The 25,151-nt window shown below is 45.3% G+C and carries 24 protein-coding genes; 5 read left to right on the forward strand and 19 right to left on the reverse strand.

Annotated elements, in window-relative coordinates:
- The first annotated feature begins 152 nt into the window (after positions 1–152).
- Entirely contained in the window at positions 153–1,223 is a 1,071-nt protein-coding gene (locus tag ACLWOR_RS03475; RefSeq protein ID WP_413939276.1) for a linear amide C-N hydrolase, read from the forward strand.
- 91 nt (positions 1,224–1,314) lie between these two features.
- Here the strand turns inward: ACLWOR_RS03475 and ACLWOR_RS03480 are convergent, their stop codons facing one another.
- The 14 genes from ACLWOR_RS03480 to ACLWOR_RS03545 all read right to left on the reverse strand — a co-directional run bounded on the left by ACLWOR_RS03480 (position 1,315) and on the right by ACLWOR_RS03545 (position 16,927).
- Positions 1,315–1,911 (reverse strand): hypothetical protein, encoded by a 597-nt coding sequence (locus ACLWOR_RS03480; RefSeq protein WP_413939277.1) that lies wholly within the window; start codon positions 1,909–1,911, stop codon positions 1,315–1,317.
- A gap of 374 nt (positions 1,912–2,285) precedes the next feature.
- Entirely contained in the window at positions 2,286–2,843 is a 558-nt protein-coding gene (locus ACLWOR_RS03485) for a dihydrofolate reductase family protein (RefSeq protein WP_413939278.1), read from the reverse strand.
- Positions 2,844–2,863: 20 nt separating this feature from the next.
- The gene (locus tag ACLWOR_RS03490) at positions 2,864–3,394 is read right to left on the reverse strand and encodes a hypothetical protein (protein ID WP_413939279.1); all 531 of its coding nucleotides are present in this window, start codon (positions 3,392–3,394) and stop codon (positions 2,864–2,866) included.
- The gene (locus ACLWOR_RS03495; protein WP_413940747.1) at positions 3,391–5,181 is read right to left on the reverse strand and encodes a monovalent cation:proton antiporter-2 (CPA2) family protein; all 1,791 of its coding nucleotides are present in this window, start codon (positions 5,179–5,181) and stop codon (positions 3,391–3,393) included. Before ACLWOR_RS03495 ends, ACLWOR_RS03490 begins: the two co-directional genes overlap by 4 nt.
- 75 nt (positions 5,182–5,256) lie before the next feature.
- Positions 5,257–5,763 carry a serine O-acetyltransferase gene (cysE, locus tag ACLWOR_RS03500; RefSeq protein ID WP_413939280.1) on the reverse strand — a complete coding sequence of 169 codons (507 nt, stop codon included), beginning with the start codon at positions 5,761–5,763 and terminating at the stop codon, positions 5,257–5,259.
- Positions 5,760–6,725 (reverse strand): 3'-5' exoribonuclease YhaM family protein, encoded by a 966-nt coding sequence (locus ACLWOR_RS03505; RefSeq protein WP_413939281.1) that lies wholly within the window; start codon positions 6,723–6,725, stop codon positions 5,760–5,762. Before ACLWOR_RS03505 ends, cysE begins: the two co-directional genes overlap by 4 nt.
- Positions 6,725–7,390: a hypothetical protein gene (locus tag ACLWOR_RS03510; protein ID WP_413939282.1), complete on the reverse strand. Its 666-nt coding sequence runs from the start codon at positions 7,388–7,390 to the stop codon at positions 6,725–6,727. Before ACLWOR_RS03510 ends, ACLWOR_RS03505 begins: the two co-directional genes overlap by 1 nt.
- Entirely contained in the window at positions 7,390–9,159 is a 1,770-nt protein-coding gene (locus tag ACLWOR_RS03515) for a tetratricopeptide repeat protein (protein ID WP_413939283.1), read from the reverse strand. Before ACLWOR_RS03515 ends, ACLWOR_RS03510 begins: the two co-directional genes overlap by 1 nt.
- 3 nt (positions 9,160–9,162) lie before the next feature.
- Entirely contained in the window at positions 9,163–10,524 is a 1,362-nt protein-coding gene (locus tag ACLWOR_RS03520; protein ID WP_413939284.1) for an MlaD family protein, read from the reverse strand.
- A complete protein-coding gene (locus ACLWOR_RS03525) occupies positions 10,521–11,288 on the reverse strand; it encodes an ABC transporter ATP-binding protein (protein ID WP_413939285.1) in 768 nt (255 codons plus the stop codon). The genes ACLWOR_RS03520 and ACLWOR_RS03525 overlap by 4 nt, the downstream gene beginning before the upstream one ends.
- Entirely contained in the window at positions 11,288–12,115 is an 828-nt protein-coding gene (locus tag ACLWOR_RS03530; RefSeq protein WP_413939286.1) for an MlaE family ABC transporter permease, read from the reverse strand. The genes ACLWOR_RS03525 and ACLWOR_RS03530 overlap by 1 nt, the downstream gene beginning before the upstream one ends.
- Positions 12,112–13,311 carry an alanine racemase gene (alr, locus tag ACLWOR_RS03535; RefSeq protein ID WP_413939287.1) on the reverse strand — a complete coding sequence of 400 codons (1,200 nt, stop codon included), beginning with the start codon at positions 13,309–13,311 and terminating at the stop codon, positions 12,112–12,114. The genes ACLWOR_RS03530 and alr overlap by 4 nt, the downstream gene beginning before the upstream one ends.
- Positions 13,312–13,321: 10 nt before the next feature.
- Complete coding sequence (locus tag ACLWOR_RS03540; protein WP_413939288.1) at positions 13,322–14,821, reverse strand: GGDEF domain-containing protein; 1,500 nt, start codon at positions 14,819–14,821, stop codon at positions 13,322–13,324.
- On the reverse strand, positions 14,822–16,927 hold the full coding sequence (locus tag ACLWOR_RS03545) for a sensor histidine kinase (RefSeq protein WP_413939289.1): 2,106 nt from the start codon (positions 16,925–16,927) through the stop codon (positions 14,822–14,824).
- 118 nt (positions 16,928–17,045) lie between these two features.
- On the opposite strand from ACLWOR_RS03545, the gene nadB reads away from it, so the two are divergent.
- The 3 genes from nadB to ACLWOR_RS03560 are packed head-to-tail and all read left to right on the forward strand — an operon-like array spanning position 17,046 to position 20,151.
- Positions 17,046–18,659, forward strand: coding sequence for an L-aspartate oxidase (nadB, locus tag ACLWOR_RS03550; RefSeq protein WP_413939290.1), 1,614 nt, complete (start codon positions 17,046–17,048; stop codon positions 18,657–18,659).
- A 56-nt stretch (positions 18,660–18,715) separates the two neighbouring features.
- Complete coding sequence (locus ACLWOR_RS03555) at positions 18,716–19,567, forward strand: lysophospholipase (RefSeq protein WP_413939291.1); 852 nt, start codon at positions 18,716–18,718, stop codon at positions 19,565–19,567.
- Positions 19,567–20,151: a hypothetical protein gene (locus ACLWOR_RS03560; protein WP_413939292.1), complete on the forward strand. Its 585-nt coding sequence runs from the start codon at positions 19,567–19,569 to the stop codon at positions 20,149–20,151. The genes ACLWOR_RS03555 and ACLWOR_RS03560 overlap by 1 nt, the downstream gene beginning before the upstream one ends.
- On the opposite strand, the gene ACLWOR_RS03565 is transcribed toward ACLWOR_RS03560, so the two are convergent.
- The 5 genes from ACLWOR_RS03565 to ACLWOR_RS03585 all read right to left on the reverse strand — a co-directional run bounded on the left by ACLWOR_RS03565 (position 20,146) and on the right by ACLWOR_RS03585 (position 23,850).
- A complete protein-coding gene (locus ACLWOR_RS03565) occupies positions 20,146–20,946 on the reverse strand; it encodes a substrate-binding periplasmic protein (protein WP_413939293.1) in 801 nt (266 codons plus the stop codon). The two genes, ACLWOR_RS03560 and ACLWOR_RS03565, sit on opposite strands and share 6 nt — an antisense overlap.
- A 16-nt stretch (positions 20,947–20,962) precedes the next feature.
- Positions 20,963–21,754, reverse strand: a complete 792-nt coding sequence (locus ACLWOR_RS03570) for a substrate-binding periplasmic protein (RefSeq protein ID WP_413939294.1) — start codon at positions 21,752–21,754, stop codon at positions 20,963–20,965.
- An 89-nt stretch (positions 21,755–21,843) separates the two neighbouring features.
- A complete protein-coding gene (locus ACLWOR_RS03575) occupies positions 21,844–22,620 on the reverse strand; it encodes an SDR family NAD(P)-dependent oxidoreductase (protein ID WP_413939295.1) in 777 nt (258 codons plus the stop codon).
- A 1-nt stretch (position 22,621) separates the two neighbouring features.
- Positions 22,622–23,377, reverse strand: a complete 756-nt coding sequence (gene rnhA / locus ACLWOR_RS03580; protein ID WP_413939296.1) for a ribonuclease HI — start codon at positions 23,375–23,377, stop codon at positions 22,622–22,624.
- A gap of 122 nt (positions 23,378–23,499) precedes the next feature.
- Positions 23,500–23,850 carry a hypothetical protein gene (locus ACLWOR_RS03585; protein WP_413939297.1) on the reverse strand — a complete coding sequence of 117 codons (351 nt, stop codon included), beginning with the start codon at positions 23,848–23,850 and terminating at the stop codon, positions 23,500–23,502.
- A 287-nt stretch (positions 23,851–24,137) separates the two neighbouring features.
- Between ACLWOR_RS03585 and ACLWOR_RS03590 the strand changes: the two genes are divergently transcribed.
- Positions 24,138–24,986: a hypothetical protein gene (locus ACLWOR_RS03590; RefSeq protein WP_413939298.1), complete on the forward strand. Its 849-nt coding sequence runs from the start codon at positions 24,138–24,140 to the stop codon at positions 24,984–24,986.
- Positions 24,987–25,151 lie beyond the last annotated feature (165 nt).

A 25,151-nucleotide genomic window follows, 5' to 3' on the forward strand; every position in this document is an offset into this window, starting at 1 on the left:
CTTAATAAGACACCTCTCATCACAATTTTATCGAGTGTCTTATGTTTTGCACCTGCAAACAAAAAACTGGACTCTGTAAACGATCAGATCTGAGTCGGCCTCTGCGATAAAACAGCTCCGTGCTCAAAGTTTTATCTGTTTAAAATAGCACCATGAAAACAACACTTCTCACTTTTCTAATTCTCCTCATATCAATGCCTGGCTACCCCTGCTCGCGTGTTCTGTGGCAGGCGCCCAATCAAGACGTGATCGTCGGCCGCAATATGGATTGGGTCGAAGATACAGGTTCAAATATGTGGCTTTTCCCTCGAGGAATTGTTCGTGATGGAATGGCTGAAAAAAACACTCTCAAATGGACTTCGAAATACGGAAGCGTGATTATATCCATGTATGATATCGGCACCTCGGATGGGTTGAATGAAAAAGGTCTGACTGCCAATATTCTATTTCTTACCGAGAGCGACTTTGGCGTTCGCGATGAAAACCGTCCAGGTCTCGCAGTAAGCTTGTGGGCGCAATATTTTTTAGATAATTTTGCCACTGTTTCTGAAGCCATTCGCGAAATTGAGAAAAATAAAATGCAAGTTCTAACTTCGACCGTAAAAACATCGGCCGGGGATAAAGAAGGAACTGTGCACCTATCGCTCTCTGATAAAACAGGTGATACCGCAGTTATTGAATATATCAACGGCAAGGCCCAAATTTATCATGATCGCAATTATAAAGTGATGACGAACTCCCCTCCATTTAACGAACAACTGGCGTCGCTTAAACAATACAAGGGATTTGGTGGAACCAAGGACTTACCGGGCACCACAGCTGCTGCCGATCGTTTTGTGCGCACAGCCTATTATGCCGAACATCTTCCGAAACCCAGAGACTATCGCGAAGCCGTCGCAGGAGTGTTAAGCGTTCTCAGAAACGTGTCACAACCCTTTGGCAAACCGGATCCAGCTCGACCTTACATTTCTACGACACGTTGGCGTACGGTCGCGGATCTCACTCGTGGAATTTACTTTTACGAAAGTACGCTGAGTCCCAATGTTGTTTGGGTTGAACTCGACAAATTGAACTTTGCAAAGAACGCACTGACGCAAAAAATTCAGCTGGCGCGTAACTATGATCTGATTGGAAATATCAATTCAAAATTTAAACCGTCGAAGAGCTTTGAGTTCTTGAAACCGGATTTGCACACCGGCCATAAGGCGTCGTTAGAGCCCTAGATAAAAAATCAGCGGAGGCCCCAAAAGCCTCCGCTGCCGTTTTCAGATTGTTGCCGTACTTCGTTGCCATCACGTGATGCTGATTAATTTATTATTTAAGAGACATTGAACCTTCAAGTACCAACTCACCAGCTGAATCACGAAGTCTTACGATCGTACCTTCAGTTAGTTCAAGTGGAATACCTGTTGGCCAAGTTGCATCGTCGAATTCCACTTGTTGGCGAGGAATATCACCTTCCAAAATCAGTTCCATTTCGGAGACAAGAACTTCGGCACCACCCACCACAACATACATGCGGAAGATATCGCCATCAGCAAAGCCTTCGACTTCGGCTGTTAATTTGTGTGCGCCGTTTTTTGAACGGAACTTTAACGACGCTTCGTTTTCAGCAACGTCAACCTCTTCCCCGACCTCAGCTTCCTTCATCTTCGCAATTAATTCGATGCGATTTTTCGAAGCCTGTTTTTGCACGTCCTTCGCTGCTTTCTCAGCTTCTTGCGCCGCTTTTTTTGCAACCTTCTCCGCTTCTTTTGTCGACTTCTCAGCTTCTTTAGCAGCTTTCTGTTCGGCTTTTTGTGCGTCTTGAGTTGCCTTATCTATGGTGCCGCCTTGTTTTGCGATTGTCGTCTGTGCTGCAAACATTGAAAGAACCACACCCATCGCCAAAACATTAATACGTGAAAACATGATGAACCCCTTTTGTAACATTGCTGTTGTACCTTGATAGCATTGCAAGCGTGGGGCCATCTGATCGGCATATGTGGTTTTCACTAGTTAGAAAGCTGTGATGCATTTTAAGACGCGTAGAACTTGGTCGGTAGTTTCCAAAGAGTTCGCTAACTATCGAGAATTTCATGGCTATATTGAGGATGTCTAGAGCCTTAACAACGCTCAAAACATGATCACGTATATTTTAAAATATAATTTATATTTAAATTCTATGATTAACGTATCTATTTGATTTTATATAAAAATCTCATATTGAGATGATCACATTTTTTAAGATATTGATCTTAATTTTGTGATCACCTCGGTACCTCTTACGCAGGGCTAATTCCAAACTATGAATTATCAACTACATAGGACAGCATGACGTTTCCACTGGAAAGTATTTTGCTGCTTTTAATTTTGAATTGAGGACTCTTTTTGATGCCCTCAAATAAAGTACGGCCCGCCCCTAAAACAACAGGGTTCACCATGAAAGCATATTCATCAATCAAACCTAACTCTGATAACTGAGTCACAATCGTTCCGCTCCCCAGTATTGTCATATTCTTGCCGGCGTTTTTGAGTTTACGAACTTCCTCACCGATATCGCCGCTGATGACGCGCGTGTTATTCCATTCAGCTTTTTTCAGAGTTTTAGAGAAGACGATTTTCTCGGCCTTATTCATTCCCGCGGCTATGGTTGGATCATTCTTCTGAGCTTCCGGCGTTGGCCAGTAGCTAGCCATCAAATCATAGGTCACTCGGCCAAATAAAAGAATATTCTGGGATTGCAGACCATCTTCAGCCACTTCATTTTCATCCTTTGAAAAATTATGCCAGCTGATGTCTCCGTTAAGCCCCGCAAAGAATCCATCCAAGGTCACATAATTAAACATGCTGACGATGCCCATAAGACGCTCCTTGAAGATCTTTAGAAAATCACATTGTCGACGAGAATTGGAAGCCCTGCTTTCACAGTTTCATGCTGTCCTTTTGAGTCGGTAGTAATGCCAGTGACCTCAATTTTTCCATTGAGTGTGGCCGAGATATCAGGAGTGATGGTAATACCACCGCAAATCAAACGGCAGTCGGTGTCAGCCGTACTGGCATTTCCGCGAGTGGCTTTTGCTATTTTTGTCCAACCTTCTGAGCCCAAGGCTTGCAACTCAGCCCCCTTGATCACACATTCGTGTTCACCATTTGGCAAAAGGTTGTCTTTTAAAGAGACGCGCACTGACGTGATTTCAAGTGATTTGCTTGAATCGGTCCATGACACCATCAGATTTCCGAGATTGATGTGTTTTCCTGGAATATCGTTGTCTTCTTGCCCTGATTTCCAAGCGACGCAACTTTTTGCAGAAGCTGGTAATGCCCACACTTCTGAATTTGCACTGATTTCAAAACTATCGGCGAAAGCGATCGACGAAAACAAAACGCACATCAAAGAAACAACGCGCATCATAGATGAACCTCTTTTGGTCGTTGCGGCTCAACCAATGGAGCCGGTTTTGTAATATTGCCTAACATCAGCTTTCGTCCGGCCTCGGTGGCACCTGCCGCCATCTCTAATTCGAATCGCTCAAGATCCAAGAGACGAATGCGCTCAGAAATTTCGGAAACTTCCAAATCCCCGACACCAATTTGACGAAGAGCCTCTTCACCAAAAAGTATAGCAGACTCAAAAGTTTCTCGTATCTGAAAATCAGCACCTGCAGTTAAAAGTTCGCGCGCATGCGTGCGGTCATAAGCGCGTACCAAAACTTTCGCTTGTGGAAATTCGACTTTAACCAATTCCACGATTCGCGTTGCCGTTTCTTTTTCATCAATACAGACAGCAATGACTTTCGCGGTTCCAGCTCCCGAAGCATGCAATACATCTAAACGCGAACCATCTCCATAATAGATTTTAAACCCAAAGCCACTGGCACTTCGAATCATCTCGGTATCGAGATCAATAATGGTTACATCCACATTTTTAGCTAACAACAACTGACTGAGCACTTGTCCAAATCGACCAAAGCCAATCATCAGAACGCTACCCGATAAGCCATGGGCTTCCTCAATATCCGCAAATGATTCAACCTTGGAGTGAGTAAATCTACGCACAAGTCCCGACACAATCGGCGTGAAGACCATCGAGAGCACAACAATAGCAGTGAGGTTCGCATTGGCAGCAGCATCGATCAAGCCACCAGCAGCAGCCGCAGAAAAAAGAACAAAGGCAAATTCTCCCCCTTGTGCCATTAACGATGCTCGATCCAGCGCTTCAAAGTGATTGGACTTCATTAGACGTGCGACAAAATATATACACAGTGCTTTCACAAGCATCATTGCCAAGACGCCAAAAATAATCGCCTCGGTGTTTTCATAGACCACGCGCAGATCCAGCGACATCCCCACGGCAACAAAAAACAAACCCATTAAAATTCCGCGAAAGGGCTCAATGTCAGCTTCGATTTGATGACGAAACGTCGACTCCGCCAGAAAAACGCCGGCGAGAAAGGCCCCCATGGCCATCGAAAGTCCCGATACCTGCATCAAAAGCGCAGCACCTAAGACAACTAAAAGAGCGGCGGCGGTCATCACTTCGCGCGCTTTTACAAACGACAAAACTTGAAACAAGGGATTCAACGTCCACACGCCAAGTAAAATTAAAACAGCAAGTCCTGCCACACCGGTAAAGAAACTCGCCCACTGCGAACCTTCAGCTCCACCCCCTGCTTGTGAGGTTAAAACAGAAACCAATGCCAAGAGTGGAACGATTAGAATGTCTTCGAATAAAAGAATCGCGACCATTTTCTGGCCTCGCACCAATGCCACATCCCCACGTTCTGATAAAACCTGCATAACGATAGCCGTGGAGGTCAGCACAAATCCCATCCCCCCGATGAACGAAACGATCAGAGGATAACCGAAGGCCATGCCTAAAGCCGTGAGAGCAACGGTGCAGACTAAAATTTGAAAGGTACCCAATCCAAAAATCTGTCGGCGCAAGCTCCACAAATAGGACGGTCGCATCTCAAGTCCGATTATAAAAAGGAACATGACGACGCCGAATTCAGCGACATGTAAAATAGCTCGCGGGTCTGCAAACCATCTTAAACCAAAGGGACCAATGATAAGTCCGGTGACCAAATATCCTAGGACGGACCCCAGGCCGATTCGACGAAAGAGTGGCACCAGAATCACAGCGGATCCCAGGAGGGCGACCACTTTCACCAAATCAAGAGAGTTCACATCCGTGTTCATTCCCTTCATTCTCACAATTCTTCATCATGAGAACAAAAGAAAGAGATTTGAATTTCGACACTGAACTTTGGGAGGTTATCGAGCTTGTGCAGTTGGGCCGAGCATAGTCGTGTTTGCAGGAACGTCTTTCACGACAACGGCGTTAGCGCCGATACGCGCGTTCTCGCCGATGGTGATGGGACCTAAGATTTTTGCGCCTGTGCCGATCATCACTTTGTTTTTCACTGTAGGATGGCGTTTTACAGGATCGAACTTTGTCCCACCTAAAGTCACACCGTGGAAAATCACACAGTCATCACCGACTTCAGCTGTTTCCCCAATCACCACACCCATACCATGATCGATCACCAGACGGCGACCAATGGTTGCACCGGGATGGATTTCAATTCCCGTCAGCAGACGAGAAATCTCGCACACCAAACGCGCAAAAAAATACAAATGGGTTTTATAAAGAACATGGGCAATACGATGAAAGAATAAAGCCTTCGGCCCAGGATAAAGCAAAGCAATTTCCAAGAGCGATTTCGCTGCCGGATCGTAAGACTTATATGTGCGCAAGAGCTCGAGGCATCCTTCAATCATTTCAACTTCTCATTCATATCATCTAAGAGGAAATAGCGGTCAAAGAGCTCATTGTATCGAGACCATTTCTCGCCGCTTCCTCGTTCATTATCCATGATCGTTTTAACTGTTGTGATCTTGCTATCAAGATCATCAATCATCGCCACAACCAAAGCTTCTAAGAACTTCGGACGTTTCGGAGAGCCGTATTCCAGCTTCCCATGATGACTTAAAACGATGTGCTTACAAATATCACGCAATTCTTGCGAGAAACCTAAAATGCGTTGCGATTTTTTATCAATCAACTCGCAGGCAATTTCCATATGTCCCAACAGACGCCCTCTGTCAGTATAAGAAATTCCCGCATCGTAAGAGAGTTCCCACAACTTCCCGATGTCGTGAAAAATCGCTCCGAAAAGCAAGAGATCACGATTTAAGAAAGGATAGTGTTTTCCCATAAAATCCATGATGTGGCAAATTGACAAAATATGTTCGATCAAGCCACCACGCCAGGCGTGATGAATGGATTTCGCAGCAGGTGCTTGTAAAATCATGGGTCTGATTTCGGGATCTTCTAATGTATCTAAGACCAACTGGCGAAGATGATCGTTTCTCATAGAACGAACGAGCTGAGTCAAATCAGCCAACATATCATCCGGATTACGAGAACTTTTCGCTAAGAAATCATCCATGTTCACGGACTCGGGCTCAACTCTTTCAAGTCGGTGCACGATCAGTTGCTTGCGGTTTTGGAAAAGCTGAACAAGTCCTTTGACCTTGATGATGTCACCAATTTCAAAAGCTCGAGAGAGTTCTTCAACACGATCCCACAGGCGCGCTTCAATACTTCCTGTCGCATCACTTAACGTCATCCCCATAAAAGGGCGACCGTTTTTTCCAGTGGCAATGCTTCTTTCTTTAACAAGGAGAAGCAATTCAACAGTGTCTTTATCTTGAAGATTCTGAACTTTCAGTTGATCCATTAGAAATCCTCACAGAATAAATGAGTATGAGCGGAATCTTTAAAAGTCACTTGCGCGAGATAAACTGAGCCTTCTTTCAAAGCTGAAAACAAGAAATGACCACCCAAGACGCTCGTATAACGTTCGCGAACGGTGTTCACCTTAATTCCATCAGCCGTCATTGCTTTCTCAGCTTTCTTCGTAATATCGAAAAACTGATTGCAACCACCGCCATAGATTTGATTATCTAAACGACGCTTACGGGCTTTACTCACAAAAAGAATTTTCTTTTGGGTCGCATTTTCAAAATCAGGAAATTCAAAATTCACGTAGAAACTTCCGGCCTGATCAGTCACGTAATCGGCCAAATTCACCTGCCCACCGCCGCGTGGGAATTTAATTTTAATATCACCGTCTTTCAAAGTTCCTGGTGATTTTTCTTTTAAAGTGACCGTGACTTCTGCAAACACCACAGCTGGTGTCGCCGCAGGAGCCCCGCCATGCCCGCCTTCTTCATGAGGAGGAACAAATTGAAGTTCTGTATAAGCTTTTCCTGGAATGCGGATATCATCAGGAAGATCTTCCACTTTGAGAGTGCGAATATCTTCATGAGCTTCTTCAGAGTGCTTGGAACAAGCACCTAAGAATAGAACACACAATCCTGCTGCCAGGATGAGCTTATTCATTACTCAGACTCCATTTGATCGCGCAGCTCTAGCAAAGGTAAGTAATTTGGTTCTGCTTGCAAACCAGCGCGAACATAGTCATAAGCCATCGCACGTTCTTTTTTACGAAGGACAACCCACGCAAGACCGTACAGAGCTTCGACGTCACGTTGATCTTTATTATAAAGAGCGGTGAAGGCATTTTGAGCACAAACCAGGTCCTGTGTCGCAATACAGATGTCACCTAAAAGATGATCATGCAGAGGTAACGACTTCAATGCCGGTATTTTTAAGATGGTCATGGCTTCTGGAATCATGCCGACTTTTTTCAAGTAACTCGCTTGCGTGATCAGTACGAAAGCATCCGATGGCGCTTCCGCCAAGGCTTCTTGCAAAAGTTTTTGCGCTTCTGAATCACGATTGATTTCCATCAAACACACGGCACGGAAAGCCTTTAAATGCGGAGTCGGCGGACGCTTGATAAAGATTTCTCCGCAGTACTTTTCCATGTAGTCCCACTGAGAAAAACGCCAATCCACAAAAAGTGGATGCGTATACAAAGAGGCTTGGCCGGGAGTTTCATTTAAAAACACACCCAACGCCTGAGCAAAACCATCGGTATCTTTAACTTCTGCTTGCAAATATGAAAGCAGAAGTGAGAGCTCCTGGCGAAGATATCCCGTTCTTTGAACTGCGACTTTTAAGTCTTCACTTAAAGCACGACTTGCGCTCCAATCGTTATTTGCTTTTGCAAACTCGATTGTCGCCATTGCCCTGCCTAAAAGAGCCAGCGTCGAAGTTGGGTTTTTACGGTAGATTTCTTCAAATCCTTTTTTCGCTCCGGCATAGTTGCCTTTTTTGAACTCAACAATGGCCATATTCAGCAAGACTGAAATATTCGAAGGATCGTGACCGATAGCTTTTTGAAGAGTGTCTTCAGCTTGTTTCAGATCGCCGTCCATCATGTAAGAGACGGCAATTCCCAAATAAGCTTCAACCGCTTGCGCGCGTTTTTGACCTGCTTCGCCTAACAGAGCCTTTTCAAAAATTCGACGCCCCACCAAGGTTTGACGATCTTCAGAAATCAACACCGGTGCCATCTGCACTTGTGCATCGAAATCAGGTTCGCCTTGGACAAGAGCTTTTTGATAATATTTTAAAGAACTTTCATAGATACCAAGGCTTTTATAGCGCAAAGCTTTTTGCACCAATTGATCAAAACCCAGGTTTTTGTTTTTTTCGCGAGTCATGAAAGTTGTTGTTACAACGGCTGCCGCTACTGCTGCGACACCAATTGCAACCCAACGCCAGGTATTTGATTTTCTCGCGATCTCATGTTGCAAACGACGATCACCCGTCGCCCCGTAAGAGCGTGGGCTGGTGCGCGCGCCCATATTGCGAGGAATCGAGCTTTCGCCTGTCGAAGTCACGTCCTTCACATCTTTCATCGGTGCAGGAATGTCGCGAGGTGGAGGTGTTGGCGTCAGCTCGTCAGACAACGTCACAGCATCAGCTGTTTTCGTAAATGTTTGCTGTCCCAGAGTTTGCGTCATGGTGTTCTCTGCCGTCGCATCCAACTCATCACGGATATTGCGTACGATCTCTAAGAACATTTTATTTTCACGAATATACGACCAGCGCCCTGAGGGCTGGCGGATTTCATCAATGATCGAAATATGTTTGGTTTTAAGTAGCTCGGTAACTTCTAACAGAGTGAAGGGCCCCAGAATCCTCGTCGAGGATTTGATCAACCAGTTTTTGTCTGGATTTTTAAGGGCTTCATTATTCATAGGTTAGAAGGGCGCACTCGTCATAAGGAATTTGATGTCGTCGTTCGTTAACAGAAGACCGGCTCCCAAATATCCGGACTGAGCATTATTTTTATCCAAAGCATCGTTGATACCGGCAGTGACATAAAGTCCGCGATAGAAACTATACGAAACCGATCCACGAACATTTGTACGAGTGAAGTCGAAAGCCTCCATGGACACTTTCAACTTACGACGGAAGAAGTGGTAGTCGATACCAAAACCGCCCCCGTTTTCGATCAAACCCCCTTTGATTGTAAGATCCCAGAAGTTTTTCGCGAAAAGAATCGTGAACTTGATTTTGTTTTGATACGTTTTGACTTCCGTGATGTCAGAGCTTGTGGAGCCTGATGTTTGAGTGCGAGTCGTTTCAACCACGCCAGCTGGATCGTCGACAACTGCTAGGTAGTAGTAACGATCAAGACCTGGTTGGATTTGGATACCGATATACGATTTCCAACTTCCCACTTCACCGAGGTATTCAGTTTTGAAATCAAATGCGGTTTGAATACGGCTGCCAGCACTCACAAAATCGTTTACGCCTTCGATTGCGGAACTGAGGTTCTCGGCAGTATCTTCGTCGCTGATCAACTTACCCAAGGCACCGTCGCCGTTTTTGATTTTTGTCGTGATCTCATCCAAGTTTGAAACTGTTTTGGAAAGTTTCTTCCAAGTTTCTTTAAGACCTGAATCGGATTTGTCATTCATAACCTCTTCCAAAGAAGACGTGATGCTATGAACTTGGTCGACGATATCGCCAATCTTGTCTTTGTTCTCTGTCGTCACCTGTGCAAGGTCACCCGTCAAAGTTTCGATATTTTTTACGATACGACCCAAGACGTGTTTACGAGTTCCATCTTCTGTGGTCGCTTCTTCCAAGCTCTTTGCGACTTTTTTAAGAGATCCTGCAACTTCGGAAACTTGAGCCATCAAGTTTTCCATCCCGCCGCCTTCTTTGACGGTCAAGATTTGCGATTCATCTGGAAGCGGCGAATCCGTTGGTGAGCCGGGATAAACTTCGATGTACTTGTCACCCAAGATACCGGAAGATTTGATTTCGATTGCAGCTGAGGTCGTCAACGGAACATCGGAACGAACTGTGATGTCGATTCGCGCCATGCCGTCTTGCAATTTGATGTCTTTGATAATACCGACTGGAATACCGGCAGAACGAACTGCTGAATTTTTCACCAGTCCAGCGGCATTCGGCAAAAGGAACCAAGCTTTCTTTGCTCGCCCCAAGTAGGATGGATCGTCGCTCACGCGCATAGACATAACCGCAATGAGTGATCCCACCACAATAACTAATAAACCTACTTTAAATTCGGCGGTTCGGAGCCAGTTCATTGATGCTTCATCCCTTTATTGACGAATTTCTTCACCAGTTCGATATCGGTATTAAAGAAATCGTCTGGAGTCCCAAATAACAAAACCCGCCCACTATCTAACATCGCGATATGATCGGCAATTCTAAACGCAGCGGACAAATCATGTGACACCATGATTGAGGTTAATCCCTCTCTCAATTTATGGGTACTCAGTATCAAATTATCCACCATTTCAGTCAGAATGGGATCTAAACCCGTGGTGGGCTCATCATATATCAAGATTTCTGGATCTAGGGCGAGAGCTCGCGCCAGACCCGTTCTCTTTTGCATTCCGCCACTGATTTGACTCGGTAATTTATGGTAGTGCTTGGATTCAAGACCGACCTGAACCAACTTTTCCTCAGCTATACGAAGGACCTGTGGCATTTTGAGATCTCGCCGATGCTCAAGGAGCGGAAAACACACGTTTTCCAAAACCGTCATATCATCAAACAAAGCTGCTGATTGAAAGAGCACTCCAAACTTACAGCGAAATGCTGTGAGTTCATCAGGCGTAAATTTGCTGATATCTTGACCTAAAATTTCGATGTAACCCGAGGTTGGCTTAAACAATCCCAAAAGATGTTTGAGCATCACGCTCTTTCCCGTTCCCGAAAAACCGATGATGGCTGTCAACGAACCCTTAGGAATTTCAAGATCAATTCCCTTCAAGACGAATTCTTTTCCACCATCAAAGGACTTCTTCACATCTTTCATTATCACAGCTGATTGCTTACGAAGCATTAGACGATCCCCAAAAGATTGTAATAGAGACGAATAAAGTTCGTCAGGAAGTAATCAAGGACGATAATCATAACCATAGATTGAACGACGCCTTGGTTGGTTGCATCACCAACACCTTTCGCTCCACCCGTCGTATTGAAACCGCGATAAGAACAAATCAACGCGAAGAAAATACCAAAGACCATGGATTTGAACAGGCCTTCATTGATGTGTTTGACCTCAATAAAATCGCTGATTTTCTGCCAGAAGATCGCCTCATCGAGATCCATTAGCTTTACAGCCAAGAAATAACTTCCCAGCATCGCGACAAAATCGAAAATTGCAGTCAGAAGCGGCATACAAATAAAAGCTGCAACCAAACGCGGAGAGATCAAATACTGTTTTGTATTCACTCCCATGACATCAAGAGCATCGATTTGTTCGTTCACGCGCATTGTTCCCAAGCGCGCCGCCATCGCGCCACCAGCACGAGCGGCCACGATCAAACCGGTCAACACAGGACCTAATTCACGCGTGATACCTAAAGCCACAACCGGCCCCACCAAGTTCACGGCGTTGAAAAGTTTAAAGCCAAGATAAATTTGGAACGAAAGCGCAAGGCCGGTGAATCCGCCCGTCAAACATATAATACCGACCGACTGATTTCCGATAAATTCCATGTGCCGAATGATTTCATTCACACGAGACGGCTTTGCAAAAATCAGCCGCACACTCTCGTTAAAAAAAATCATCAGCTTGCCAACATCGAGAACCGCACTTTTGATGGGATTGATGACGGTGGCGCCAAGATCGGCAATTCCCTCCGCGACACGTTCTGCAAGCGTCATTTAACTCCTCCACCTTGAAGCGTTTCCGCTTCCTGTCCTACATACACGCGAGGCACACGCTCCCCCACACTGGTGAGCATTTCCCAAGTGATACTTTTGGCCTTTTGTGCAAGCTCCTCTGGTGAGAGGAAATTTCCATGGGCATCGTGACCAAATAAAATGACCTCTTCATCTTGCAAAGCTTTGAGATCTCGGCCTTGCACAGCCGCCGTCACGTCCAACATCAAATAGTCCATGCAGACGTTACCGACAACAGGTACGCGGTGTCCCGCGAACAGGGCCACACCTAAGTTCGATAAAACGCGGTGATAACCGTCAGCATAACCAATTGGCACAACAGCAATGATGGACTCCTTAGGAGCTTTCCATGTGCCACCATAAGAAACAGTTTCGCCCGCTTTCAGATGACGGAAAGTATTCACCGTGGATTTTAAAGTCATCACGTGTTTTAACTGCGCCTGCGAACGATTGGTCAGAGGATTATATCCATAAATCATCAGACCAGGGCGCAAACCCCACTCTTGCAAGAACAAGGGATGTTGAGCGGGTTTACCATCCTGTTCCATTTGCATGCGACTGAGAATACCTGCGGAATTCAAAGCATGGCTGAAAATATTAAAAGGCTTAAACACCTGACTGATTTGATGGAATTTTTTAAGTTGCTCAGCACTCGTTCCATTTGCATCCACCGCATCTTCGCCATTAAACAGATGCGTAACCAATGCTTTGAGACGGATTTTTTTATTCTGCCACAAACGATCATAAAGCTTTTGCGCTTCATCGGCATGGAAGCCCAGGCGATTCATACCTGTATCAAACTTCAAATGAATGGAAACCGGAGATTTGGCCACTTCTTCGAGGTAGCTCAGTTGATCCCACGTCGTCACAACCGGAGTCATTCCGTGTTCGAGGATTTTTTCCGCGCCTTCGCGATCAAAACCGCGGAAGACCAAAATTTCAGCCTTAACGCCAGAACTTCGAAGCAGCAAACCTTCTTCGATCAAACACACACCGAGATGTTGAATTCCCAAACGCTCTAAGAAAAGTGCTAACTGCACGTCACCGTGACCATAGGCATTGGCTTTGACCATCGGACACAAGAACGGCGTTTTAGGGAAAGCCTTTTGCAGCACCTGGATATTATGCGCCAGATGATCCAAATTAATTTCTGCAAAAGTACGACGGAACATATCCATTAACGATTTCCTACTCAGTCACTTCAAACTCGGGCTTGTGATTCTCTTGCGCTTTGAACAAACAGATTTTATTTCCACCTTTATCCAAGATATGAAGCAGAGCTTTTGTTGCCGTTTCATCCAAAGCTTGTACGGAATCACACAGAGTCGGGAATTCGCTAATTCCCAAGCTGATTGACACCTTCATTCCATTATTCAAAAAACTTGTGCCTTCGACAATACGACGTAGACGTTCAGCCCGGAGAGCAGCTCCCTTGCGGGAACAGTGAGGCAAGATCATCGCCATCTCGTTTACGCCAGTTCGGCAGGTCACATCGTTAGTTCGGCTGGTCTTAGTGATGACGCTTGCAAGGGATTTGAGCAACTCATCTCTCACTGCTTCACCCAAAGATGATTCAATCTCATAAAAATCATCCATCGCCACTTTCACAACGGAAAGAGGCTGTCGCAGGCGACGACCGCGCTCTAGCTCTTCTGAAATCGTTTTCATGTAGTAGTTGCGATTGAAAAGGTCCGTGACAAAGTCTTGAACCTCCACCGCATCCAACTTTTTCTCGAGAGAGAAATGTGAGTAACACAAAGAAAACAAACTAAATTCTTCGGTAAGATGATGGCGGCGCACTTCATCTAAAGTACCGCTATAGACAAACACACCCTCAAGGCCGCCATTCGCGTAAACCGGCAAAATCTTCGGCGGATTGAAATGAAAAGCCTCGACCAACACTTGCGAAAAATGAGGCGGCACCAAACCCAATGCCAGTTGTGAAGCCAAGTCACGAATCTCGCCAGAGTCCAGTTGGGCGCCCACACCTTGAATTTTATCGGACGGAATTCCATTGGCATGAGTTGCCACGAAAGAACGAACCGACGGAAGAAACTTGAAATAGATGCAGTGAATATCGGAAATATTGTTCAGATATCTTTGTACCAAATCTTCTTTGCTCTCGGTTGCGCGATATTCGCCCAAACGCGCTGATACTGGAATTGCATCGCGTGCTGCTGCCGCGGCTGCATCTTCGGCTTTTTTCATGCTGGCAACAGCTGCAGCATGAACCTCATCGATTTGCTTTTTTGCGGCTTGCAAATCATCGAAGAGTTGTTCGTTTTGATACGTGAGGTATAACTTTTCACAAATTCGCTCAACCGCCCATAAGATACGAAGATCCAACGACTCGCCTTTTTCGGAGATCACGTCCCAAAATCCGTGTTCGTTGTATTGAGCTAAAATATTAAACTGCGAAAGATCTGAGATCGCGATGAACTTGATGTCATCGTTAAATCCCAAGACATGAGTGACAAAGTCATTCAAAGCACCCTGCAACCCCGCTGTTGAAAAAGCCAAGATGTGCGGAGGCGTATCACGCAAGCGTTGCTCGAGCATATCTGCATCTTGGAAGAAGTAGGCGTCATAGCCTGCCTGTGAAAGTTGAACTTTCGCAGCAGCACCCGCATCCACGTCTTGCGTGAAGATATAAATCGTAAACTGAGAACTATGCTCGCGAATATTCAATTAAATCCTCTTTCCAGGGCGACGAATTTCCACGTGATATCCATCCAGCTTCGAAGTTTTTTGCACAGCCGGTCCTTTTGGTGGAACAATATTGTTACCAAAACTGAAAGATTCTTCGATCGGTTCTGATTCCAAAACTTCTTGCGGAATCACAACAGTTTCTTGCGAAGCTGCTGACGCAATCGTTGTTTTTTCATCTGGCGCTGGAGCCATCACAGTTTTTTCTGAGTTGAATCCATCAATGAATTGCAACTCATCCGGAAACTCTAAAAGTTTATCGATATTCACGTTCAATGGCGAAGCGGCCTCGGGAGCTTTTGGTTCCGGTTGTGAAGCTTTGTATTCGGCTTCTGCTTCCACTCGGTGCTCTGAATCTTTTTTCAATTGAGGTAAATCCATCACCACAACCGTTTCCTCCTCGACTTCCGCTTTCGCTTTCGGCGCCACCAGATCTGCCAATTGCTCTTGTTTTGTAACAACGAACAAAATGGAAACCTTCGTGCCCTTACCGCGTTCTGATTCAACTTTCACAGTTGCGCCGTGTTCTTTCAAAATTCCGTACGCCAGCGAAAGACCTAATCCCATGTGTTGCTGGTAAGATCTTGTCGTGAAGAAAGGATCAAAAATCTTTTCCACATTTCCCGGCTCAATGCCTTCACCTGAATCCGTCATATCCAAATGAATTCCCGCTGCGTCTTCGTAAAGATCAATCGAGATTTCTTTTTTCGGCATGCGCTCAAGTGCTTCCACGGAGTTCGACAAAATATGCGTGAAAGCTTTTGCTAAAGCATCCACATGCAAATCCACCGTCGACGTCTCTTGAAGATTTTTGGTAACTTTGATTCCTTTTTGCTGAAACAAAGGATCGAGAGGTTTTAAGGCCACTGCCAATGGACCCTCAATCTTCATATTGATTTTTTCTTGAACCGACTCTCCCGCATAGCCCAAAAGTTTATCGAGGATATCGCGAGCAGAACGAGTTTCGCGCAAAATAGATTCCGTGTTTTTCACGATTTCATCACCCGGAGCTTGCGCAATGATCATTTGCGAATAGCCCATAATCGCAGTCATCGGTCCGCGCATTTCGTGCGCCAGGGCCGACGCCACTCGCACAGAAGCATCGAGTTTTTCTTTTTGCGAAATTTCAGGATCGGCTGCGACGGCTTTTTTCTCTGCAGGCGCGGCTTGCGCTTTTGATTGCGCTAGCGCCAAGCTGGCAAGTAAATCTTCTTTTTCTTTTTCCGCAGGCAACACCACCCAAAGAAGTCCCGCAAGTCCAACCAACACCAAACCCACACCAAGCAATGCAAATTGCCAGATAAGACCTGTGCGACCTTTCATGATTTCTTTCATCGTCGCAGAACTCATCACCCACAAATTACTGCGTGGCACTTCTTCAAACAAACCGTAGAGATCTTCGCCGCTAGAAAGTTTAATAACTTGTCCGCCCTGCGACGCCGCCCCCTTTGAGGCTTGTTGGAACAAAGGATCATCCTTCATCACAGTGCCCAAGTATTCAGGAATCGAGTGACCCACTGTAAGACCTGTCGTGGTGACAATTGAGAACGACCCCAATGAGCCACGTTGAGCATCAATCAAACTTTGGAAATTTTCACCTGTTCCGAACAGGGCGTAAGCTTTTCCACCTTCGATAAAGACAACTGCGACATAACGACCGCGCTGATTGTCTTGGAATGGTTTTACAAAATATCGAAGATCCGTTCCTGCTGAAGGTAATTTTCCTAAAGCAGATTTCACAAACTCCATGCCCCAGTTGGCCGCTTTGGAATTATCACGAGCCACAAAAACTTGAGGCTCTAAATTCGCACCCGACACGTTGAGGGAAGCAACGGCAAAGTACGGAGCAACAGAAGGCCAATTGATTTTATTTTTTTGCAAACCTTCTGGTCCAAATTGCGTGACCATTCTTTGCAGAGATTTCAATTCGACGGCCAAAGCATGATTGATCGCGGAAGTTTGAGTGCGCGTTTGCGCCTCCACCCAACTCATGCGATCTCCATACACGAAACTATCCGTTCGCCATAAGACGGAGCCCATAAATACGAGGGCCACGGCGATCAGAACGGCGATTAATTTTAGCTTCATTGACACAGTTCCTTCCCTGTAACTTTAGTCGTTGATTTCATTGTAGTTTTAGGAAGTGGTAAGAATCAAGCAAGACTCCTTTGCCAAAGTGAGAAAAAGGCATTAGAAGATCACCACTATGAGTACTCACCGCAGTGATGTTTTGATTATTGGCTCCGGTACAGCCGGCCTCGCTCTCGCTCTTAAGCTCTCTTCCCACGGAAAAGTCACCCTTCTTGCGAAGGAAAAGGCCCAAGGTTCGAATTCCGCGATGGCCCAAGGAGGCATTTCTGCCGTCATGTCGGAGGAAGACAGTTTTCAATCTCACATTCAGGATACTCTGGTCGCCGGAGCAGGGCTTTGCAAAGAAACTGTAGTTCGTGACTATGTGGAGCAAGCCCCTGAACGTATTCAGGATTTAATAAACTGGGGCGTTCATTTCGACGTTCGAAAAAAAGGCGGCGAAGAAACCGAAGAAATTGATTTGACGCGCGAGGGCGGACACAGCTTTCGACGCATTTTACACTTCGAAGATCAAACCGGTTTAGAAATTCACCGCACTCTTTTAGCCCGCGTCCGCGAAAATAAAAATATTGAGCTGCTCGAAGGATTTTACGCCATCGACCTTATCGTTAACAAAGAGGTCGATCCCTCAGACATGGAACCCGTCACCTGTGTCGGTTGTTATGCATTGAACAAACAAACCGGCGAGGTCCGCACCTTCCTTGCTAAAAACACCGCCCTCGCGACGGGTGGCGCAGGAAAAGTCTATCTCTACACTTCAAACTGGAGTGGCGCGACTGGTGACGGAATCGCCATGGCTTATCGAGTGGGAGCCCGAATCGCCAATCTTGAATTCATGCAATTCCATCCGACTTGTTTGTATCACAAAGACTCGCGAAATTTTTTAATCTCCGAAGCTTTGCGTGGTGAAGGTGGCGAATTGATCGATGCTCAAGGCAACGCCTTCATGAAAAAGTATCACAAGCTCGGATCACTTGCGCCTCGTGACGTTGTCGCTCGCTCGATCGACAACGAAATGAAAAAAACGGGCGCCGCTTGCGTTTACCTCGACATGACGAAACTAGATCGTGAATTTTTGCAGCAAAGGTTCCCGACGATTTACAACAAGTGCATGGAATACGGAATCGACATGGCCACGCAGCCCATTCCGGTGGTCCCTGCTGCACACTATCTGTGCGGTGGTGTTGTCACCGATGCTGATGGCCGAACCGATATTCCAGGCTTATGGGCCATTGGCGAAACAGCTTGCACAGGACTGCATGGAGCAAATCGTCTGGCATCGAACTCACTGTTGGAATGTCTGACCACAGCTCATAACTGCTCTGAACAAATCAAGTCACACTGGAACGAATATCAGTTCATGGCACAAGAGCCAAAACCATGGACTCACCCGCAAGAATCCAATGACGATGAGATGATCGTGATCAACCACATGTGGGACGAAATCCGCCGTTTGATGTGGAACTATATGGGAATTGTTCGCTCCGACAAACGCTTGGCTCGGGCACAGCACCGTCTTAAAAATATTCTTTCTGAGACCAAAGAGTATTATTCAAATATGAAAATCCACCCCGATATTCTAGAACTGAGAAATATCGCAATTGTGGCCGATCTTTCCGTTGAATGCGCCCTCCGTCGGCACGAGTCCCGTGGTATCCACTACAATTTGGACCACTTGCAAACCCAGACGGAAGCACAAGACACCATTCTCGTCCGCGGCCTAGTCTAAGCGCAGGGACGAGTTTTGGCTTGATCATCCCTGGAGGCAGGGGCAAGCTAAAGTCTATGTACAATAGATCAGAAGGTTTTTTTAAAGGTTATCAAGATCTCGAATTGTTTTTTCAAATTTGGGAAAACCCAAAAGCGCGCGGAACTGTGATCATCACTCATGGTCATGGCGAGCACTCGGAATCCTATCACCGTTTGATCAAAGCTTTTGAAAACGACTCTTGGACTTTTTATGGTTGGGATCTTCGTGGTCATGGCCGCTCTGGTGGCAAACGCGGTTACGTTGGTGAGTTCGACGAATACTGCAAGGACTACAAAATTTTCCTGGATCAAGTTTTAAGCGAAGAAAAAGTTCGCAAAGGACCTGTGATTTTGTACTGCCACTCGATGGGTGGATTAATTCAACTTAAAACCATGCTTCGCAATCCCGATATTCCATGCGATGCGATTGTGATCAGCGCTCCTTTCTTGGGCCTTTCAATGCCAGTGCCGATGATTAAGGCCAAAGGTGCAGGCTTGATGAATAAACTGATGCCAACGATCACCATGGATAACGAGCTTGAAAATAAAATGCTCACACGCGATCCAGATGTGATTCGTGAATATGAGCAAGATCCTCTTCGCCACACACGTGTTTCACCAGGTGCCTTTTTGGGCTTCCTAGAGTCTTTTGACTATGTGGTGCCGCGTGCGAATGAAATTAAAAAACCAGCTCTGTTTATTTTGCCAGAAAATGACCCAATCGTAAGCACGCCGGTCTCGAAATCCTTCTATGAAAGACTTGGAAGTTCACGCAAAGAGATCTATATTTATCCCGAAGCAAAACATGAGCTGATCAACGACATCAATCGTCAGACAGTTTTTGCCGACATTAAGAAATTCTTCGATTCAGTTTTGGAGTCCAAGTAATGAAATATATTTTGCTGCTGAGTTTTTTGCTTTCCGCTTGTGCCTCCTACGAAGTCACTCCATCCGGTCGTGCCCTTCGCACTGAAAGCGAATACTTCATGACGATCGATAAGTACTCAGACAGCACTCGTCGTTACTCCGGTCTTTACAACTTAATTGATATGGAAGGCACGGTTCTAAACAGCAAAGTCATTGCCGATCAATTGGATCAAATGACTCGCCTTTATTTGTGGGATGAAAAGAAATTTGCAGACGAGCAAGTCAAAGCTCAAGAGCGCATGAGCAAAGAGACAGAAATTTTCTTGGCTTTTTTTACTCCTGACAAGAAAAACGACGATGCTTCAAAACCAAAAACAGTATGGCGCGTTTTCTTGGATGTTGACGGCCGACGCTTTGAAGGAAAAGTTGTGAAGTTGAAAACGCAGCTTCCACAACTGATTGCTCTTTACCCTTATCACAACCGGTTCTATACGCCTTATCAAATCACTTTCCCGGTTGCGATCAAATCTATCGAAACACGTGAAATGAAAATGACTGTAACCGGACCTGTCGGCTCAGGAATTCTAACGTTCAAACCTCTATAATTGGAGGTTTGCTTCGGTGGCATCTTCGCCATAGTACTTTTTAATAATCTTCGCTAAAGTTCCGTCTTTGCGAATCTCCTCAATCGCCTTCAGAATGCTTTCGCGATCCTCGTCTTTCACTCTGATCTTTGATGTGTAGATTCCGGCGTCAACTCGATGTTTATCATCGGGATCTCCGACTCGCACGAAGTCGTTTTTATTGGGCAGCATATTAAGATAATAGTTATTTAAAAGCGGCGATAATAAGACGGCCTGCACTCGCCCCTTGCTTAACAAATCAAATGTGGATTTTATATCTACCGCTTCAAGCAACCTTTGGTTTTTAAATAGATCTTTTTCTTCGTCTGATGTCAGCGATGTGCGTGTTCCGATGATATTTCCGAAAATTACTTTTTTGTCGTCTATATAACTCTGAATTTTTTTATCTTTTGAATAAATGGATTTCGCTACAACAATTTCACGACTGACATTCCAGAGCTGAATGAAGTTTGCTGACTTTTCAAAGGCAGCGTTTTGCGCCACCAACATCACAGCATCAATCCTATGTGTCGCCAAATTTTCCATGAGTGCGGGACGACTGAGTTCTTTGATGATAAAGCATATTCCCAGACGGTTTTGCATGCCTTCGATTAACTCATAAGTGAAGCCTTCGGGTTGGTTACTGGCATTTCTTGAAAAAAATGGAGGATAACTTGCGACACCAACTTCAAAACGTCTTTTACAAGCTTTGCCACCAGCCACAGCATTTGAAACAAGGAAAAGGCTGAGCCCAATCCAAAGAATGGCTTTGTTCATGTATCAATTGCTCCTTTTAGCGAGTGACTTCTCCTAACGAAGTCTTCGACATATATTTTGCTAACATTTTCGCAAAAGATCCATCTTCAACCATATCTTGAAGAGCTTTTTGTATTTTGAGTCGCTCTTCTGCATCCATTCTGCGAATCGAGAAATAAACTCCAACCTCAGTCACGTTGTCTTCATCGACAATGCGAACGACTTTGTCTTCAATTTTACTTTTCTTCAAATAGTGGGAGTTGACGAACGAAGTCAGGGCCAACGCTTGAATTCGGCCTTTCCCTAAGAGTTCAAAGAGCGATTGATAATCCACCGCCTCCATCAGACGTCGTGACTTGAGCAGCATCTTTTCTTCGTCCTGAGTCAACGCAGTTCGAGTGCCGATGATGTTACCAAAGATCATTTTCTTGTCGTTGATATAACTTTCTACATTCCGGTCTTTCGCATAGTGATCCTTCAAAACGACCACTTCCCTTTTTACTTTATAAAGAGAAACAAATTCAGCAGAACTTCCAAACTCAGCCCCCTGCAGTACCAGTAAGACCATGTCCAGCCGCCCGCCCTTCATATGCTCAACAGCCGCTGGCCTGAAAAGTTCTTTTTCCATGAAGGTACATCCCAAGCGTTTTTGCAGATCTAGGACCATGTCGTGAGTAATTCCCTCGGGATGATTATTTTTATCCCGAGAAAAGAAGGGAGCATAGTTGTTCACAGCAACTTGATAGCGACGATTGCAAACTTGATTTTGAGCGAATGCCTGCCATGAGAAAAACAGCACAACAGCCAACGTCCACAGAGTTTTCTTCATAAGATATAGTCTAATGACGTCCAACAAGAAATGCCCACTGAAGCTGAAGGATTACAGACTTTTAAGCCCCTAAATGTGAGAATCTATTTTTAAGACCGATGAAAGCGGCGAGCCAATTCCAACTCAAAAAGAGGCTTCGCGAATTTAGCGATCTTAAGTCCTACACCTGTTAAGCCAGACGGTTCAAGGATTTCCAGATCGTGCAAAATCGCTTCCCTGATCATTTGGGCATACTTTGTCGGCGAAATAACTTCTGATGGAACCTGGAAATTTTTAGAATACAGTACGTCGATCTCATCGAACATTCGTGTGCGAACACCGGGTGTGACTAACAAAAGTGTGGTGACTCCTGTTCCTTTCAACTCCATGCGAATGCTGTCAGTGAAAGCTAGAACAGCTGCTTTTGAAGCCGCATAAGTGGAAGCACAGGGAAAGTGCATATAAGCTGAGACACTGGAGTTGTTAATGATCTTGCCACGTTTTCTTTGCAGCATTCCTGGCAACAACCCATGAGTTAAATGCACCAGCGCATTCACGTTCACTTGAAACATTTTGTAGATATCATCAATTGGCTGCTCCTCGATCAGACCACCTGTCAACATCCCCGCGTTGTTAAATAAAATGTCGATAGGAGCTTCTTTCAATTGAGATATAAGCTTTTCAATTTCTGCGCGCTGACTTAAATCAGCCTCCCAGCAAGTCACTGACTTGGCGCCAGCAGCTTCCATTTCCTGAATCAATTCATCGTCTTTTTTACGAACGACCAAATGCAAATGCGCTTTATCTTCCGCGCACATTTTTGCGAAAGCGCGACCAATTCCGCGTGTGGCTCCAGTGACTAGGATATGGCGATTTGCAATTTCCATCTTAGGCCTCTTTGATTTCTGTCTGGGCACTGAGTCCCCATGACTTCAGGATGTCTTGCTCTTCTGCTTGCGAAAGGGCTTTTTTAAATTTCGCACCAGACTGTCCGTGAACTCTTTTTTGGCAAGAGTTCCAGTCACGATGTCGGTACACGAGCCCACCGATATTGCTAAGATAACTGAAGGCCGCTTTTTTTTCTGTTGGGCTTTTCATTGTCGGCAAGGCTGTATCTTTCGGGACTTCCATCAGGTTCACTGTGTAATGGTCAAAGTCTCCGGAGTATAAATTCACGTAATCATTTTTGGAAAAGGCCACGGCAATTCGATCGCAGCGTTCATTGCCGGGAATACCGACGTGGCCGCGACTGTAGCGCCAGTCAATCTTGCCTGTTGTTCCACGCTTTTGTACGAAGTGAGCAAGCTCTTCCCAAATATCGCGATTTGAAACTTCTTGACCTTCTGCGGTTTTCCAACCGTTTCGGCGCCAGCCCCAAATCCACTGCGTGATTCCACGAATCAGATAAGTGGAGTCCGTATAGAAATGAATGACCTCGGGTTGATGTTGCACATATCGAAGAGCTTCAAGTGCGGCCATCATCTCCATGCGATTATTCGTGGTGCTGCGTTCGCCTCCCCCAAGTTCTTGAACTTGGTTGTTCGGAGTCAAAACGATAGAGCCCCACCCACCAGGTCCCGGATTTCCCGAACAAGCTCCGTCAGAATAGATCATGATATAATCGCGTTTGATATTTTGTGACACACGCCATTTTTAACCCGGACATATCAGCTGTCAACGCTCGGAGCCCCAGGCTGAGGGCTTTGGGCATAAAAAAAGCACAGGATTTACGCCTGCGCTTCGAGAAAAGGAAATGACCGAATTTTCTATTGTTTTGCGCTAAATGAAATATTCGTTAATTCCGCTGCAGACCAATGTGGGTAGTTGACATAGTCCGCGTTGATTTCCAAATCAGAAGATTTCGATTTATTATACTTAACAAGAAGGTCGAAGATTTCCTTCGAAGAAATACCTCTCATAAGGTGAACCATCAAATTATAGTTGCCTTGCGGAGTTTGAATCACCAGATTGCCGCCTGAAAACGCAATGTTCTTGATTTCAAGAACAACTGGCTTTTGGCGTTCACCTGAATCTTTATTTATTGCGTTCAAGATCACACGAGCCTCTGCCGCAAATGAAGACATCATCATGACCGCTACTACAAACACGTTTTTCATAAGAACTCCTGGGGTATGTTTTTGGGTTTCGCGATTCACAGAGCAATTCATATGCCCTCTTAAAACGAATTTATTTCGCAGAAACATAGATTCAACGCCTATGGTTTAAACAAACGCCTCTCTCCGTCACTGTGCCCAAAAAAACCGAGAGGGTTTTCAGGTGCTAAGCTCAAAACGTCCACTGTCAAAAAACTCGACAACTTTTAGGCTTCAGCTGAAACCCATTACATTACAGAACTGAACGGCCATGGCATCTTGCCTGCAATTAACCAAGCTGAGGAGAGACTATGTTTTTCACTGCCCGCCATTTGCTTACTTCAGCTTGTTTAGTTTTGTGCTCATCGCTAGCACTGGCGAATGCGTCTATCAACTCCTCAACAACGCTGGTCCAGCGTCCAAAGAAAGACACGAGCATTTTCAGTGGTTTTTTCAACGTTGCTCGCTCGACGAATCTTTATGACTTCCAAGATGGAACACGTGGCGATGGGGTTGCGTACCTAGGCCGCTTGAATGCGAACTTAGGCAGCAGTTTCACTCTGAGAGTGGATGGCGGTTATAACCAAGATCTCAAAGACAGTACCAAGAATGATTTCGCAGATACAGTTATTTCTCTGCGAAGCACACCGATGAATTTGGGAAAAACATTTTTATTCTCATACAATGCGGGCTTCGCGGCACCCACTTCCAAAGTTTCTTCTGAAGTTCAGGGCATGTATGGCTCTGCTCGCGCGGGAGCCGTCCTTGCGATTAATTCAAATCGTCTCATTAAGGGATTTTCTGCCGTTTCTTCTATCGTCGTTGCACGCAACTTTCACGAATTTGAAACCAGCAAAGTAGGTGCTGTTAATAACCAGTATTCTTCTACGCAAAGTTTGAGTTTGAACTATGACTTCCCTCGCAATTTCTCGATTTCAGCAGATATTGTTCACAAAAATGCAATTAGCTATCAGGGCATTCTCAAAGAGGCCTATGAAATTTCAGAAGAGCTTTCTTACCAAGTGAATTCAAATTTCGGAATCGCCGTGGGCCACTCAAACAGTGGTAATGCCCTTCGCCCGAATGGACAAGACTATAGCTTCGACGCCTACAACGAAAACACGTCAGTCGTTTACGCTTCGATGACTGTTATTTTCTAAGCCTTTTAGCTCTTCGTTTTTCAGCAAAAAATAAATCCAAAATAAAGATGCAAGTATGCGAGATCGTGAGATTCTTTCGGTCTCATGATGAGACTTTACACAGTGCTGCCGTTTATCGGCGCCGTTAGATTTCTAACGGGAAACCTTCGCTGATCTCAAATACAT

This window comes from Bdellovibrio sp. HCB2-146 (genome assembly GCF_047345725.1).
Classification (GTDB): Bacteria; Bdellovibrionota; Bdellovibrionia; order Bdellovibrionales; family Bdellovibrionaceae; genus Bdellovibrio.

Excerpts from the sequence above, each read along its gene's own strand:
- ACLWOR_RS03475 (WP_413939276.1), top strand. The coding sequence starts at position 153 with ATGAAAACAACACTTCTCACTTTTCTAATTCTCCTCATATCAATGCCT.
- ACLWOR_RS03480 (WP_413939277.1), bottom strand. The coding sequence starts at position 1,911 with ATGTTTTCACGTATTAATGTTTTGGCGATGGGTGTGGTTCTTTCAATG.
- ACLWOR_RS03485 (WP_413939278.1), bottom strand. The coding sequence starts at position 2,843 with ATGGGCATCGTCAGCATGTTTAATTATGTGACCTTGGATGGATTCTTT.
- ACLWOR_RS03490 (WP_413939279.1), bottom strand. The coding sequence starts at position 3,394 with ATGATGCGCGTTGTTTCTTTGATGTGCGTTTTGTTTTCGTCGATCGCT.
- ACLWOR_RS03495 (WP_413940747.1), bottom strand. The coding sequence starts at position 5,181 with ATGAACACGGATGTGAACTCTCTTGATTTGGTGAAAGTGGTCGCCCTC.
- cysE (WP_413939280.1), bottom strand. The coding sequence starts at position 5,763 with ATGATTGAAGGATGCCTCGAGCTCTTGCGCACATATAAGTCTTACGAT.
- ACLWOR_RS03505 (WP_413939281.1), bottom strand. The coding sequence starts at position 6,725 with ATGGATCAACTGAAAGTTCAGAATCTTCAAGATAAAGACACTGTTGAA.
- ACLWOR_RS03510 (WP_413939282.1), bottom strand. The coding sequence starts at position 7,390 with ATGAATAAGCTCATCCTGGCAGCAGGATTGTGTGTTCTATTCTTAGGT.
- ACLWOR_RS03515 (WP_413939283.1), bottom strand. The coding sequence starts at position 9,159 with ATGAATAATGAAGCCCTTAAAAATCCAGACAAAAACTGGTTGATCAAA.
- ACLWOR_RS03520 (WP_413939284.1), bottom strand. The coding sequence starts at position 10,524 with ATGAACTGGCTCCGAACCGCCGAATTTAAAGTAGGTTTATTAGTTATT.
- ACLWOR_RS03525 (WP_413939285.1), bottom strand. The coding sequence starts at position 11,288 with ATGCTTCGTAAGCAATCAGCTGTGATAATGAAAGATGTGAAGAAGTCC.
- ACLWOR_RS03530 (WP_413939286.1), bottom strand. The coding sequence starts at position 12,115 with ATGACGCTTGCAGAACGTGTCGCGGAGGGAATTGCCGATCTTGGCGCC.
- alr (WP_413939287.1), bottom strand. The coding sequence starts at position 13,311 with ATGGATATGTTCCGTCGTACTTTTGCAGAAATTAATTTGGATCATCTG.
- ACLWOR_RS03545 (WP_413939289.1), bottom strand. The coding sequence starts at position 16,927 with ATGAAGCTAAAATTAATCGCCGTTCTGATCGCCGTGGCCCTCGTATTT.
- nadB (WP_413939290.1), top strand. The coding sequence starts at position 17,046 with ATGAGTACTCACCGCAGTGATGTTTTGATTATTGGCTCCGGTACAGCC.
- ACLWOR_RS03555 (WP_413939291.1), top strand. The coding sequence starts at position 18,716 with ATGTACAATAGATCAGAAGGTTTTTTTAAAGGTTATCAAGATCTCGAA.
- ACLWOR_RS03560 (WP_413939292.1), top strand. The coding sequence starts at position 19,567 with ATGAAATATATTTTGCTGCTGAGTTTTTTGCTTTCCGCTTGTGCCTCC.
- ACLWOR_RS03565 (WP_413939293.1), bottom strand. The coding sequence starts at position 20,946 with ATGAACAAAGCCATTCTTTGGATTGGGCTCAGCCTTTTCCTTGTTTCA.
- ACLWOR_RS03570 (WP_413939294.1), bottom strand. The coding sequence starts at position 21,754 with ATGAAGAAAACTCTGTGGACGTTGGCTGTTGTGCTGTTTTTCTCATGG.
- ACLWOR_RS03575 (WP_413939295.1), bottom strand. The coding sequence starts at position 22,620 with ATGGAAATTGCAAATCGCCATATCCTAGTCACTGGAGCCACACGCGGA.
- ACLWOR_RS03585 (WP_413939297.1), bottom strand. The coding sequence starts at position 23,850 with ATGAAAAACGTGTTTGTAGTAGCGGTCATGATGATGTCTTCATTTGCG.
- ACLWOR_RS03590 (WP_413939298.1), top strand. The coding sequence starts at position 24,138 with ATGTTTTTCACTGCCCGCCATTTGCTTACTTCAGCTTGTTTAGTTTTG.